Genomic DNA, 14,633 nt, shown 5'->3' with positions numbered 1-14,633 from the left:
CTTTGTCTGTCTGCATAAGAAGAGCTTACGAATTTTGAAATTTCATCTGTGTATTCAACTTTAGGTAAAGGTTTTTCAAGAACTGTCTCTTTATTTATTGCGAATGTTGAGAAACAAATACCAACTAAACGAGTGTGTCTAGTTTCATGGTTAAATGCACTTAACTCAGCAAAAACTTCAATACTTCTATTTCCGACTCTTGATACATAACTATCAATAATTAATGCCTCATGTCTATGTACAACATCTAAAAATTGATATGTATCAATACTTGCTGTAAAAAATGGTAAATGAGTATATCTGCGAATTACTAGACCTTGTACATCATCTAGCCAGTATAGTGTTTGACCACCGAATAGAGTATCGTGTCTGTTCATATGGTTTGGGTAAATAGTGTGGAAATTCTCAATTCTAGTATCTTTATAATTCATAACTTCTTGCATGAAAAAGTTCTCCTTAAAATTTATTTTACTAATATCTAATATGAAATTAGAATACATAAGTAATTGTATCACAAATAAATAAATATATTAAGCATCATTTATCATTTTGAAAAAAGTTATTTTGGAATGATGTTTTTTAATATAATTTTTATAACCTTTACATTTTGATAAAAATTATATTATAATAAAAGAAAATACAAATGAGGTGAAGAATAATGAAATATGAAACTATGTTAGATCGCTTTTTAGGATATGTAAAATTTAAGACTAGATCAGATGCTGCTAGTACGACTATTCCATCAACTCCAGAGCAAAAAGATTTTTTACGTATGTTAAAAGGACAACTAGAAGAATTGAATCTTAATGATATAGAATTAAATGAGGAAAACTGGTTTTTAACTGCAACATTACCGGCTAATACTGATAAACCATATGATAAAATTGGATTTATTTCACATGTGGATACTGCAGATTTTAATGTTGAAGGTATTAATCCACAAGTAATTGAGAATTATGATGGTGAAGACATCGTTTTAAATAAAGAATTAAATGTTGTAATGAGTAAAGCTGAGTTTCCTAATTTAAGCAATTATAAAGGTTTAACTTTAATTACTACGGATGGGACGACTTTATTAGGAGCTGACGATAAGGCTGGAATTACTGAAATAGTAGAGGCAATTAAGTATTTAAGTGAACATCCTGAAATTGAACATGGTGATATTCGTATTGCATTTGGTCCTGATGAAGAGATAGGGCGTGGAGCAGATCATTTCGATGCTAAAGGTTTTGCAACAGATTATGCTTTCACTATGGATGGTGGAGTTCTTGGTGAACTTGAGTATGAAAGCTTTAATGCTGCACAAATTACTTATAAAATTATTGGTGTGAGTGTTCATCCTGGTACAGCAAAAGGTAAAATGAAAAATGCCAATACGATTGCTGCAGAATTAGCTTCATTGTTCCCAGAAAAAGAAGTTCCTGAACACACAGAAGGATATGAAGGATTCTATTTATTGCACAATATGCAAGCTAGAATTGAAGAAGCGGAGATGGTATATATTATTCGAGACCATGATAAAGATAAGTTTGAAGCTCGTAAGAAATTCGCTGAAGAAGTAGCTGCTAAGATTAATGAAAAATATGGTAATGTAGTTGAATATGAATTATTCGATCAATATTACAATATGGGTGATGTAATTAAAAAAGATAAACGCTGTGTTGATGTAGCAGAACAAGCTATAAAAAATGTAGGAGTAACACCTATTATTATTCCAATTCGTGGAGGAACAGATGGTTCTAAAATTTCATATATGGGAATCCCAACGCCAAATATCTTCGTTGGGGGAGAAAATTTCCATGGACAATATGAATTTAGTTGTTTAGAACATATGAAAAAAGCTGCTGATACTATAGTGGAGATAGCAAAATTAGCAAAAAAATAGTGGTAATTATTCAATGGAGTAGGAAGAAATTTACTAGATTTATAATTTAATTATAATATTTTAAGAAGAATACTTAAATAGAGGATACAGCTATTTATAATTCAAAGACAAATTTTGAATTATAAAAGAGTTGTATCTTTTTTTATAAAAGGACTCTGAAATTTGAAAAAAATGATAAAAAATCATGCATTAGCCGCAATTATATGGTACAATAGTAATGTATATTAACTAAAAAATTGAAATGAAAGTGAGGATGGTTGTAAGATGACTAAAAAAACATTTTATGTTACAACTCCTATTTATTACCCAAGTGGTAACTTACACATAGGGCATGCGTATACAACAGTAGCGTGTGACGCTTTAACAAGATATAAAAAATTAAGTGGATATGATACATACTTTTTAACAGGTACAGATGAACATGGTCAAAAAATTCAACAAAAAGCTCAAGAAAAAGGTATTTCAGAACAAGCTTATGTGGATGAAATGATTAAGGATATTAAAAAATTATGGGAAGCTATGGATATTAACTATAGCAAATTTATTCGTACGACAGATGATTATCATGAAAAAGCAGTTGCTGAAATTTTTGATAAATTAGTTGAAAAAGGGGATATTTACCTTGGAGAATATAAAGGTTGGTATTCTATTAGTGATGAGGAATATTTTACAGAAACTCAACTTCAAGAAGTTTTCAGAGATGAAGAAGGAAATATGATTGGTGGGATAGCACCAAGTGGAAACGAAGTAAAATTAGTTAGTGAAGAATGTTATTTCTTCAAAATGAGTAAATATGCTGATAGATTAGTTAAGTATTATGATGAACATCCAGAGTTCATATTGCCTGAAAGCAGAAAAAATGAGATGCTTAATAACTTTATTAAACCAGGTTTAGAAGATTTAGCAGTTACTCGTACAACTTTTGATTGGGGAGTAAAAGTAAAATCAAATCCAAAACACGTTGTATATGTTTGGATTGATGCATTGGTCAACTACATTACTGCATTAGGATATGCAACTGGTGAAAGTGAAGAACTATTTAACAAATACTGGCCAGCGGATGTTCAAGTAGTAGGTAAAGAAATTGTACGTTTCCACGTTATTTACTGGCCGATATTACTTATGGCATTAGATTTACCGCTACCTAAGAAAATCTTCGCTCATGGTTGGTTATTAATGAAAGATGGTAAAATGAGTAAATCAAAAGGAAATGTAGTAGATCCATATATGTTAATAGAGCGTTATGGATTAGATTCAGCACGTTATTACTTACTACGTGAAGTTCCATTCGGACAAGATGGTATTTTCACACCTGAAAGTTTCATTGACAGAATTAACTCAGATTTATCAAATGACTTAGGAAACCTATTAAATAGAACTATTTCTATGATTAATAAGTACTGTGGTGGAGTAATTCCAAAATTTGTTGCACCAACTACAGAATTTGATAAAGAATTAATATCTTTATCAAAAGAAGTTATTGAAGAATATGAAGAGTATATGGAAAATATGCAGTTTTCAAAAGCTTTAGAATCAGTTTGGAAATTCATTTCTAGAACTAACAAATATATTGATCAAACTACGCCATGGATTTTAGCAAAAGATGAAGCAAATCAACCTGAACTAGATAAGGTTATGAATTATCTAGCTGAGAGTCTTCGTATAGCTACAATTTTAATAGCACCAGCTTTAACAAAAGCACCAGCAGAAATTGCTAAGCAATTAGGAATTAAAGAAGATTTATTAGTCTTTGAATCTGCTAAAAAATTTGGAGTATTTGATGGAACTGTAAAAGTTGTAGAAAAACCAACTCCAATTTTCCCACGATTTGATAAAGAAGTGGAAGTAGAGTACATTAAAGAACAAATGTCACCTAAGGCACTTGAAAACTTAGAAACAGAATCAAAAGAAGAAAAAGAAGATACTTATGTTGAACTTGCAGAAGAAATCACAATTGATAAATTCTTTGAAACTTCTTTAAGAGTAGCAGAAGTATTAGAATGTGAAAAAGTTAAGAAGAGTTCAAAATTATTGAAATTCAAACTTGATTTAGGAAATCACCAAAGACAAATAGTTTCTGGTATTGCAAAATACTATGATCCAGCAGAATTAGTAGGTAAAAAAGTAGCTGTAGTAGCTAACTTAAAACCAGTTAAACTATGTGGCGAATTAAGTGAGGGAATGATTTTATCAGCAGAAAAAGATGGTATCTTACGAGTAGTTGAAATTAATGCTGAAATTCCTAACGGAGCAGAAATTAGATAATATAAAAAGAGAATGTAGCTTAGCTATGTTCTCTTTTTGGTTCTATAATAAATTCGGAGCATGAAAAAAGGGAGTGACTCAAAAATCGTAATTTCAAAGAAATAAGATTTTATAGAGTCACTCTCCGTAATAATTTATTAGATAATCTAGAAAGCTTTTATAGAGTGGATTTAACGATCAATAAATCACTGTATCTATGAGTTTTCATATAAACTTTGTTAAAATTTAGTTTTTTCGGGTCAGTCTCTTAAGTTTTATCTAGTAGTTCCTTGATTGTTCTGAGAATTAGAACTGTTTTTATTTTCGTTATCGATGTTTTTTGACTTTGGAGCTTCTCTATTTACTTCTGTTACGCGAATAGGATTAACTGGCACAAATGATCCATCGGTTACAAAATAAATCAATCTATTATTAGATATTCCAATTCCATTAATGTTCAGCTGTGCTCCACTACCAAATGTTACACGAACTTTACTAGCTGACTCATCAGAATAAACATTTTGTGTAGCTAAGAATTTAATTGCTACCGGTCGAGAAATAAAGTTGTCAAGTTGATCATTTTTAGAGTCTACTGATACGAATTTTTCATTTGCTGTGATATATTGACCTTGTAAAGATCCAGATGAAATGTGATACATTAAATATCCAGCAGGAGATACTATTTTGTTAACAGTTAGTTTAGTACCTGGTTCAATAACATCTCCTTGATCAGACCAACTAGCAGATTTGAAAGCGTGAATTTTTTTGTTTACTGTAACTTGACGATTCACATCAAATGAATAAGATGTGAAAGTACCCGCAAGTTTGGCAGTTATTTCTTCATCTTGGGCATCAGAGTCTATTCGGGCAGCTTCTGCTTTCTCTTGAGCTTCTAAAATTTTAGCTTTTTCTTCGGCTTCTTTTTGTTTTTTCATTTCTTCGGTAGTATCGACAGCTGTAGTATTTGTTTCACCAAAACTTACATAGTGTTCTTTAGAAGAAGAAATGAATTTCAATGTAATAAGAAAACAAATAGATAGTGCTATTGCTAGAATGAATGAAGTAGAAATTTTAACTTTAATATTTTTAGAGATTCTATTAATTTTATCATAATCTTTTACATCCTTTCTGAAAATACGTTTAGAAATAAATGCTTTAAGATAAAGTAGGGATACTATAAAAATATTTTTTATATTGTTGTCTATATATTTGATTCTAAATGCAGTTTCTTCTTCATTGACTACTTCTTTTTTTATATTATGTAGTTCTTTTTTAAAATCATCAAGTTTGTATTCTATCTCAAGATTTTTTTGAATTTTTTCAATGATTTTTTTCTCAGATATAATATCTTTTTGAGTAATTTGTTTTTGAGCTACTAGGCTATTGAGTCTTTTTTCTTCTAAAATAATTTTTTCTTTATCATCTTTTCTGTTTTTTAGAGTTGAGATAATTAATTTCTTTTCTTCAATTTTGTCCTCTAATGAAATTAGAGTAGTTTTCAAAGAAAGAAGAATATTTTCATGTTCTCTCATTTCATTTTCTTTTTGTAAGAATTCTATTCTTTTCTTGTCTTCTAAGATTTGAAATTCTTTTTCTTTTCTTCTAAATACTCTTTTTCTTTTTTCTGCCTGTTCTTTTTCGATACGCTGACGTTCTAGTTCTTTTTCGCGAGCAATACGTTCTTTTTCAAGACGTTCTTTTTCACGTTTTTCAGCTTTTTCTTTTTCAATACGCTGACGTTCTAGTTCTTTTTCGTGAGCAATACGTTCTTTTTCAAGGCGTTCTTTTTCACGTTTTTCAGCTTTTTCTTTTTCGATACGCTGACGTTCTAGTTCTTTTTCACGAGCAATGCGCTCTTTTTCAAGACGCTCTCTTTCGCGTTGCTCAGCTTTTTCTTTTTCGAGACGTTGACGTTCTAGTTCTTTTTCACGAGCAATGCGCTCTTTTTCAAGACGTTCTCTTTCAGCGCGAGCAAGCTCATTTTTTTTTCGTTCTTCTTCTATTTTTCGTTGTTGCTCTTCGAATTTCTTTTTTGCATTTTCTAGTTCGAGAGCGCGTTTTTTTAGTTCTTTTTCTTGCAATCTTACTTCTTTTTCTTTTTCACGAAGTTCTTTTTCCAGAGCTGATTCGTCAAGATGACTTAGATTGTCAACGAAAGAAGTAGTAGATTCATTATTTTTTAAATTAAAAGTTTTTACTTGTTTTTTTATACGACTAAAAAAAGATAGGGAGCTATCTTCTTTCTTAATCGAATCTGTAGTCTCTTTTTTGACTGCTTTTTCTTCTAGTTCTTTTGACATAAAAAAATCCTTTCACACACTATTAATACTTATTATATCATAAATTTCGGATATTATTATAAAAAAAATTCTTAAAATTAAAGTAATTTAAATAAAAAACTTTTATCTATAATTGAAATATGTTATCATTAGGAGTAGATAGTTTTATCAATAAATTATAAATTAAAGAGGTATAAATTATGAAGAAAACAATAAGCTTTAAAGGAACACCAGTTACTATTGAAGATAAGTTAAATGTTGGGGATGTATTCCCGAATTTTAGAGCTGTGACTAAAACATTATCAGAATTTGAGTTATCAGACTATAGAGGAAAAAATGTAATTATTAACACATTCCCATCTATTGATACAGGAGTATGTGCCTTACAAACAATTAATTTTAATAGGGAAGTACGTGACTTAACAGATACTGTAGTAATAACAGTTTCAAAAGATTTACCTTTTGCATTAGGAAGATTCTGTGCTGATAAAGAAATTAATAATGCAATTACTGTTTCTGATTATAAGTATCGTGACTTCGAAAATAATAATGGTCTTCTAGTCGAAGAATTAGGCCTATTAGCTCGTGCTGTATTTGTACTTGATAAAGAAGGTGTTATCCGCTATAAAGAAGTATTAGAAGAAATCGGAGAAGAGCCAAATTATACTGCCGCTCTAGATGCGCTAAAAAAATTATAGTGGGGTAGTAGATGACAGAATTAAAATATATAAATAAAGAAGATAATAAGAATTTACAAATTAAAGATTTAATTACATTAGGTCTCTATACAATTTTATTAATTCTTGTAATGGCGGTAGGTATTGGAATTTCTACACTTTTAACATCAGTTATATTTGGAGGTAAGGTTTATTTTGCAACATATACTTCAATAACAGCTGCATTAGTTTGTGGTAGTGTATATAGTTTAATTTTCAATAAAATCAATAAAAACATGGCAATATTTATAATGATCGCAATTATTGGAATTTTTATGACGGTTTCTGGACACTCTGTAGTTGGAGGTGTTGCACTTATTATAGCGGCAATTTTAGCAGAAATTGCTTTTAGATATGGAAATGAATATTTATCATACTTATTTTTTAATCTAGGAAATATTGGTATTATTTTACCAATGTTCTTTATGAAAGATTCATATATAAAACATCTTAAAAATAGAAATTATTCGGATGAGAAGATAAATTTGGTGATGAGTACTACAGATATGAAGACATTTATTTTTATAGTTATCTTTACTATAATATTCTCAATAATTGGAACATATCTAGGAAGAAAATTATACTTTAAGAATTTCAATAAAGCAGGACTATAGTATGTTAAGGTTAGATATTAGAACTAAGATTTTTATATTAGTAATTGCTAATATACTAATGTTTAAAATGATGACAGTACCTGTTCACCTTATAGTAGCACTATGCTTTTCAATATACTTAGGAATTAGTTCTAATTTTAAGAGAATGAGTAGATTTTTTGGTATATATCTTTTCTTTACTGCATATGAAGTATTTTTTGCTCATACAGTTACATTACAGGTTATTGATAGTTTCTTGTTATTAACTGCATTAATGTTTAAGACACTGTATTTCCCATTATGTGCAGGTATGGCTTTAGTAAGTAGTTCAAAAGTTTCGGAACTGATCTGCTTTTTGAGAAGCATAAAGTTACCAAAGAAAATGATTATAGTACTAGCAGTATTATATAGATTTTTCCCGGTTTTACTTACAGATTATAAGTTAATAAAGAATTCATTACGAATGAAAGGAATTGGAGTAAGTAGAGGTTACTACTTACTTCATCCAATTAAATTCTTTGAATATGTATTTGTTCCTTATGTAATTATAAGTACCAATATAGCAAATGAGCTGTCGGTATCTTGTTTATGTAGAGGGATAGATAACGAAGAGAAACCAAGTAGTTATATTGAATTAAAGTTTAATAAGAGTGATTATCTAACTATGGTTATTGTAGCAAGTGCTTTTTGTTATATTATGTATATGAGGTGATAAATTGATAACATTTAAAAATTTTAATTATAAATATATTGAATCGAAAAAATTAAATATTGAAGATTTATCGCTTAATATAAAAAAAGGTGAGTGTATTCTCTTTACAGGTGCTAGTGGTTGTGGAAAAACTTCTATTTTACGAGTTTTAAATGGATTAGCTCCAGAATTTTTTGATGGTGGATATAGTGGTGAATTTAAGGTAGCTCACCTTAATATTGGAGATAGATTAAAAGATTTTTCAAAAGTGGTTGGAAGTGTTTTTCAAAACCCTAAAAATCAGTTTTTCAATCTTGATTCTACGAGTGAACTTGCCTTTAGTATGGAAAATTATGGTTATTCTAAATTAGAGATACAAAGTAGAATTGATGAAGTGATATCAGAATTTTCTGCGGAATATCTGTTGGAAAGAAACGTCTTGGAACTAAGTGGTGGAGAAAAACAAAAACTAGCTTTTATGGCAAGTATGATGTTAGATGCTGATGTATATGTTCTAGATGAGATAACTAGTAACCTAGATTTGAAGTCGATACAGCTTATTTCATCAATAATCGAAACATTGAAGAAAAAAGGTAAAACTATAGTTGTTGCTGAACATAGAATATATTATCTAAAAGATTTAATTGACAGAATGTATATTATTAAAGACGGTAAATTAATTCATGAAGTTACTAAAGAACAGCTATCAGATTTTGACAGCAAATCTTGTCACACAAGACAGATTGATTTATCTAAAGTAGAGTTAGGTAATAAAGAAAATAGAAATTTTAAAGAAGATTTTTTAAATATTGAAAGACTTGAATATAAAGTTCATGATAGGAAAGTTGCACTACAAAACGAAAACTTCGCAGCTTCAAAAATCTATACTATTATAGGTGATAATGGTTGTGGGAAAACAACTTTCGCAAACGCTCTAAGTGGTTTACATAAATCTGAACATAAAGTTAAATTAGATGATAAATATCAAAATAATAAAGGTTTAGTAAAAAATGCATTCCAAGTAATGCAAGATGTTAACTATCAATTATTTACTAATCAGGTAGAAAAAGAAATTAAGTTAGGTAGCGATAATTTATCGTTATTTGATGAAGTTGTAGATAGATTAAACATTAGAAAATTTTTAGATAGGCATCCGAATACTTTATCTGGTGGAGAAAAGCAAAGAGTCGCTATTGCTTCTGCGCTTTTATCAAATAAAAAAGTACTAATCTTTGACGAACCAACTAGCGGTTTAGATTATATTAATATGATTGAACTAAGTCGCTTGATTGAAGAAATTGCTAAGAATGATGTTGTGATATTTTTAATTACACATGATTATGAATTCTTATGTCAGATTTCAGATGAAGTTCTTTATTTTGACAAAGAAGGCATAAAAGAGCGTATCGAAGTTAATGAAGAAAATAAAAATAGAATATTAGAATTAATGAGTTAATATACATTGTATATTAACTCATTTCTTAACTCAAAAGAGTTGTTAAATTGCAGGTATCATGATAAAATATATAGGTTATAAAAAATAATTAGGATAAGGAGGGAACTTATGTCATACGCTTCGGATATGAAGAAAGAGCTAACTTTAATAGAAATAACAAAAGATAGAGAATTTTTATCAGAGTTATCAGCCTTAATAAAGATGAATGGTGTATTAAATATATCAAACGGTAGGTTAAGTTTAAGTTTTCAAACAGAGAATGCTTCTATTGCACGAAGAATGTTTTCATTAATAAAGTTTTTCTATGATGTTCATGTAAATATTTCTGTCAGAAAGAAATTGAAATTGAAAAAGAATAATGTATATATTTGTCGTTTGGATCAACATGTAAAAGAGATACTAACCGATTTGTATATATTAAATGATAATTATACAATGAGAATTGATATAGCAAAAGAATTGATTGATACTGACGAGAAGAAAAGATCTTATCTACGTGGTGCATTTTTAGCAGGAGGATCTATTAATAACCCTCGTACTTCTAGTTATCATATGGAAATATTCTCTTCTTATGAGGAACATAATAAGGAATTAAATGAACTTTTAAATAGTTATAAATTGAATGCTAGAAGCCTTGAAAGAAAAAAAGGTTTTATAGTTTATATTAAAGAATCTGAAAAAATAGCAGAGTTTATTAATCTTGTTGGAGCTTTTCAAGCACTATTTCAATTTGAAGATGAAAGAATTGTAAGAGATATAAATAATTCAGTAAATAGAATGCAAAACTGTGATATGGCTAATATGAATAAAACTGTTAATGCTTCAGCAAAACAGGTTGAGGACATCAATATAATTGAGGAAAGAATTGGACTAGATAATATTGATGAGAAACTTAGAGTAGTTGCTGAAGCAAGACTTAAATATCCAGAATATCCTTTAAAAGAAATAGCAGAAATGATTGAGGATGGGAAATTATCTAAGTCTGGCTTAAATCATAGATTTAGAAAAATTGCTAAGATAGCTAAGGAATTAAAAGAAGGTACTTATCAAGCAAAATAAAAAAGTGAGGAAAAACAATGAGTAAGTGGGATGAACAAATATTAGTAGTTAATAGAAAAGAATTATTTAATAATGAAGAAAATCATTTCTATGGATTTATAGAAAAAAATGATGAAAAAACTGAGAAAATTATTTCTACATTTGAATCATATGAAGTTAAACGTCGTGGTGATATGGAAGAAGATCTAAACTATAAGCAATTGATTGGTTATGTTTTACTAAAAGACGAAGTAACAGGTGAGGTACTAGTTTATAAACGTTTAGTAGGAGGCGGAGAAGCGAGACTGCACGGAAAAGCATCTGTTGGTATTGGTGGTCATATGAATGAAATTGAAGGGAAAACAATTTTTGAAATGTTAAAAATTAATGCCGCACGAGAATTAAATGAAGAAGTTGGAGTTTCAGAAGAAGATGCTTTAAATAACCTACATTTTATTGGTTTAATAAATGATGATAAGACAGAAGTTGGACAAGTTCATATAGGTGTTGTTTATGAGTGTAAAGTTGATAAACAACTTGTAGAAGTTAAAGAAGATGATACTCTTGTTATAAAATGGATGACAGGAGAAGAGGCCAAAGCAGAAGAAAATTATGAAACTTGGTCAGAATTTTTAAAACCAATATTTTAATAAATAAAGGGTTGACCCAAAGTCCTAAATTTTAAAAAAGTATATATTATAACCTATAGACGTAGTGGTTTATTGATATCTAAATTTGCTGTATAAAAGCTTTTTAGATATCTAATTAACTGTGTGGGGGAGACTCTATAAAATCTTATTTCTTAAGAAATCAAGGTTTTGTAAAGTCACTCCTTTTATTTTATTTGTAATAAAATCTGACACGTAATTGAAAGGTAGTGCTAAAAAGTGTAATATATAGATATATAATTCAAATAAAAAGAACTTTTAGATTATAAATTTATAAATCTAAGAAGTTGTTGTAAGAAAATATAACATTGATAAAGAAAGGAAGATAGTATGTTGAATATTAAAATGGATATGATACAAACAGTAGGGCTTGCTGTGGTTATTTTAATAATAGGTAGATTTTTACGAAAGAAAGTCAAATTTTTTGAAACGTATTGTATACCTTCACCGGTTATAGGAGGATTTTTATTTGCGATTATTAATTTGTTTCTACGACAAATGAATTTGATAATATTTGAATTTGATAATACACTTCAGAGTTTCTTTATGACGTTATTTTTCACAAGTATCGGGTTTAATGCAAGTTGGAGATTGTTAAAAATTGGTGGAAGAAAAGTTATTATGTTTTTAATTGTTTCAATAATATTAGTGATCTTGCAAAACATTTTAGCTGTGAGTATAGGATATGCAACAGGAGTTGATCCACTAATTGCACTACTAACAGGTTCAACGGCAATGACGGGTGGACATGGTACAGCTGCAGCAATGGCACCTATTGTTGAAGAATTAGGTCATACTGGTGCGAAGAGTGTAGCGATTGCGGCGGCTACTTTTGGACTTATTGCTGGTTCAAGTTTAGGTGGACCGCTTGCGAACAGATTGATAAAAGGTAGAAAACTAGAAGTAGTAGCTGAAGAAGTTGATAATGAACAAGTTAGAAATGATGAGTTTTTATTTAATAATGATGTGAAAAAACTAGATGGTGAAAGTTTTGCTAAGGCATTCTTTATGATACTTTTAGCGATGTTTATCGGAAGCTATGTATCAACATTTTTAAATCAATTTTTAAAATTTCCTAGTTATATAGGACCTATGATAGTAGCGGCAATATTAAGAAATATATCAGATCATACAACTAAATTTGATCTCCATTATGAAGAAGTACATATATTAGAAGATGTCTCATTAAATCTATTTTTAGGTATGGCAATGATAAGCCTAAAATTATGGGAACTTAGTAATGTTGCTGGTCAATTAGCAGTATTGTTACTAGCACAAGCAGTATTGGCATGGATCTTTATTTACTTTATTACATTTAAATTTATGGGAAGTAATTATGATGCAGCTGTATTATCAGCAGGGCATGTTGGATTTGGTCTTGGGGCAACGCCGAATGGTATTGCAAATATGCAAAGTGTTTGTGATAAATATAAACATTCTCACATAGCATTTTTTGTAATGCCAATAGTTGGTGCTTTATTTATTGACTTCTTCAATGTAGCGATAATTAGTGGATTTTTTTCATTCTTATCTAGATAGGAGAAGATTTGGCTTGATTAAGTATCTTAATCAAGCTATTTTTTGAAATTGCTTGATGAATGTTTAGATGTGTAATATAATATTAAAGATAGCATTAATGATATTATAGATCATTTGAGATAAGGAGAAAGCAGTGAAGAATAAAAAATATTCTATAAGAAAAGTATCGGCTGGAATAATTAGTGTTATTATTGGCTTAAGTATTTTTGAAATTGGTACGGCAAATGCTGCGATAAATTCTGATATACAAACAGATAAAAGAATAATAATTGACCAAAATGGTGTTAGATCTGATGTTGAGCCAATTCCATCAGAGAATGTAATAGAAAAGCCGACAGAGAAACTACCTGTTAAACCAACAGAAAAGCCGACAGAGAAACTATCTGTTAAACCAACAGAAAAGCCGGCAGAGAAACCACCTGTTAAACCAACAGAAAAGCCGGCAGAGAAACCACCTGTTAAACCAACAGAAATGCCAATAGAGAAACATTCTGTTAAACCAATAGAAAAGCAAACAGAAACAACAACTACTAATGCTTTAGAAACAGATTCTAAAAATGAAATTAAAAATGATGTATTAGTAGGGAATTTATCTGGGCGTGAAATTAAGGTTTCTTTTAAAAAAGGTAGTATTTATGCAGAAAAGTTGTATGTAGAATCATTAAATGATAATGATTTAAATAAGATTATTAAGCATAAACTAGGTAGTGATTACAATATTATAGAAACTTTTGAGATTCATTTTGAAAAAGATGACAAAAAAGTGGACAGTAATGTAGAACGTACAGTTACCGTTGCTGTTGTGAAAAAAGATAATACCGAATTAGAAGTTTATCATATAGCTGATGAAGATACTCTTGAGAAAGTAAATAGTAGCTATAGTACTGGTGAGTTGAAATTTAATATTAATCATTTCAGTAAGTTCACTATAGTAGAACGTATAAAAATAGGTAGTAAGGATTTAGAAGAAAGAACAAAAATTGAAATTCCAGAAAAAATAGAAAACAAAGAAAATAATGAATTACCTGAAACAAAGAGTATTAAAGATGAAAAACAATTGAAAATACTTCCTAAGACGGGTATATCTGCAAATTCATCTATTTCTGCAGGATTTGTTTTATTAACTGTAGCTAGTATTATAAGAAAAAAGAAAAATTATATATAACCAATTAAATATAAAAAAACATATGGATATCATACTGAATTATGCAGTTGGTATCCGTTTTCTGTATTTTAAGGTTCAAATTATAAGTCTAAGTATTATAAATAAGATTTTAGTGTGTTGGTGATAAACATAATTTTTTAAATGGCCTTAATTATTAAAGTTTATTAAATCAAAGTTTTATTTTATAAGTAAGAAAAAAATATAAAAATATTAAATTCAAAAACGATAAATCGTAAAGATAACTATTTACAAAGAAAGATAATCGTGCTATAATAAATCGAAATTATTTCGAATTATATAATTGAGGAGAAAATACATGAACAAGAAAAAAATGATAATTACTGGTGCCTGTGGTTCAT

At 29.0% G+C, this 14,633-nt stretch carries 12 protein-coding genes; 10 read left to right on the top strand and 2 right to left on the bottom strand.

Translation table 11 applies throughout. The features are described from left to right. Positions 1 to 443, bottom strand: a 443-nt coding sequence (locus tag RWQ74_RS07875; protein WP_314397739.1) for an acyl-CoA thioesterase, incomplete at its 3' end; no start/stop codon positions are given. A 215-nt stretch (positions 444 to 658) separates the two neighbouring features. Between RWQ74_RS07875 and pepT the strand changes: the two genes are divergently transcribed. Together pepT and metG are read left to right on the top strand one after the other, a co-directional pair. Further along, entirely contained in the window at positions 659 to 1,885 is a 1,227-nt protein-coding gene (gene pepT / locus RWQ74_RS07870) for a peptidase T (protein WP_314397738.1), read from the top strand. 264 nt (positions 1,886 to 2,149) lie between these two features. Further along, on the top strand, positions 2,150 to 4,150 hold the full coding sequence (gene metG, locus RWQ74_RS07865) for a methionine--tRNA ligase (RefSeq protein ID WP_314397737.1): 2,001 nt from the start codon (positions 2,150 to 2,152) through the stop codon (positions 4,148 to 4,150). 254 nt (positions 4,151 to 4,404) lie between these two features. On the opposite strand, the gene RWQ74_RS07860 is transcribed toward metG, so the two are convergent. Next, positions 4,405 to 6,429, bottom strand: coding sequence for a DUF5776 domain-containing protein (locus tag RWQ74_RS07860; RefSeq protein ID WP_314397736.1), 2,025 nt, complete (start codon positions 6,427 to 6,429; stop codon positions 4,405 to 4,407). Between the two features lie 179 nt (positions 6,430 to 6,608). Between RWQ74_RS07860 and tpx the strand changes: the two genes are divergently transcribed. The 8 genes from tpx to RWQ74_RS07820 all read left to right on the top strand — a co-directional run bounded on the left by tpx (position 6,609) and on the right by RWQ74_RS07820 (position 14,274). Next, entirely contained in the window at positions 6,609 to 7,106 is a 498-nt protein-coding gene (tpx, locus tag RWQ74_RS07855) for a thiol peroxidase (protein ID WP_314397735.1), read from the top strand. 11 nt (positions 7,107 to 7,117) lie between these two features. Then, positions 7,118 to 7,738, top strand: a complete 621-nt coding sequence (locus tag RWQ74_RS07850) for an MptD family putative ECF transporter S component (protein WP_314397734.1) — start codon at positions 7,118 to 7,120, stop codon at positions 7,736 to 7,738. Between the two features lies 1 nt (position 7,739). Continuing rightward, a complete protein-coding gene (locus RWQ74_RS07845) occupies positions 7,740 to 8,429 on the top strand; it encodes an energy-coupling factor transporter transmembrane component T (RefSeq protein WP_314160259.1) in 690 nt (229 codons plus the stop codon). Between the two features lie 4 nt (positions 8,430 to 8,433). Next, entirely contained in the window at positions 8,434 to 9,864 is a 1,431-nt protein-coding gene (locus RWQ74_RS07840) for an ABC transporter ATP-binding protein (protein WP_314397733.1), read from the top strand. Positions 9,865 to 9,972: 108 nt separating this feature from the next. Then, positions 9,973 to 10,923: a DNA-binding protein WhiA gene (gene whiA, locus RWQ74_RS07835; protein WP_314397732.1), complete on the top strand. Its 951-nt coding sequence runs from the start codon at positions 9,973 to 9,975 to the stop codon at positions 10,921 to 10,923. A gap of 17 nt (positions 10,924 to 10,940) precedes the next feature. Continuing rightward, on the top strand, positions 10,941 to 11,552 hold the full coding sequence (locus RWQ74_RS07830) for an NUDIX domain-containing protein (protein WP_314397731.1): 612 nt from the start codon (positions 10,941 to 10,943) through the stop codon (positions 11,550 to 11,552). 348 nt (positions 11,553 to 11,900) lie between these two features. Further along, entirely contained in the window at positions 11,901 to 13,109 is a 1,209-nt protein-coding gene (gltS, locus tag RWQ74_RS07825; RefSeq protein ID WP_314397730.1) for a sodium/glutamate symporter, read from the top strand. Between the two features lie 133 nt (positions 13,110 to 13,242). Further along, positions 13,243 to 14,274 carry a YSIRK-type signal peptide-containing protein gene (locus RWQ74_RS07820; RefSeq protein ID WP_314397729.1) on the top strand — a complete coding sequence of 344 codons (1,032 nt, stop codon included), beginning with the start codon at positions 13,243 to 13,245 and terminating at the stop codon, positions 14,272 to 14,274. Positions 14,275 to 14,633 lie beyond the last annotated feature (359 nt).

Origin of the sequence: uncultured Gemella sp. (assembly GCF_963525165.1) — a bacterium.
Taxonomy (GTDB): Bacteria; Bacillota; Bacilli; order Staphylococcales; family Gemellaceae; genus Gemella.
Note: the sequence above shows the minus strand (reverse complement) of the source record. Positions and strands in the feature narration are given on the sequence as shown.

Bases quoted from the DNA above. Each gene is read 5' to 3' on its own strand.
- pepT (WP_314397738.1), top strand. From the start codon at position 659: ATGAAATATGAAACTATGTTAGATCGCTTTTTAGGATATGTAAAATTT.
- whiA (WP_314397732.1), top strand. From the start codon at position 9,973: ATGTCATACGCTTCGGATATGAAGAAAGAGCTAACTTTAATAGAAATA.
- RWQ74_RS07845 (WP_314160259.1), top strand. From the start codon at position 7,740: ATGTTAAGGTTAGATATTAGAACTAAGATTTTTATATTAGTAATTGCT.
- RWQ74_RS07860 (WP_314397736.1), bottom strand. From the start codon at position 6,429: ATGTCAAAAGAACTAGAAGAAAAAGCAGTCAAAAAAGAGACTACAGAT.
- tpx (WP_314397735.1), top strand. From the start codon at position 6,609: ATGAAGAAAACAATAAGCTTTAAAGGAACACCAGTTACTATTGAAGAT.
- RWQ74_RS07850 (WP_314397734.1), top strand. From the start codon at position 7,118: ATGACAGAATTAAAATATATAAATAAAGAAGATAATAAGAATTTACAA.
- RWQ74_RS07830 (WP_314397731.1), top strand. From the start codon at position 10,941: ATGAGTAAGTGGGATGAACAAATATTAGTAGTTAATAGAAAAGAATTA.
- metG (WP_314397737.1), top strand. From the start codon at position 2,150: ATGACTAAAAAAACATTTTATGTTACAACTCCTATTTATTACCCAAGT.
- gltS (WP_314397730.1), top strand. From the start codon at position 11,901: ATGTTGAATATTAAAATGGATATGATACAAACAGTAGGGCTTGCTGTG.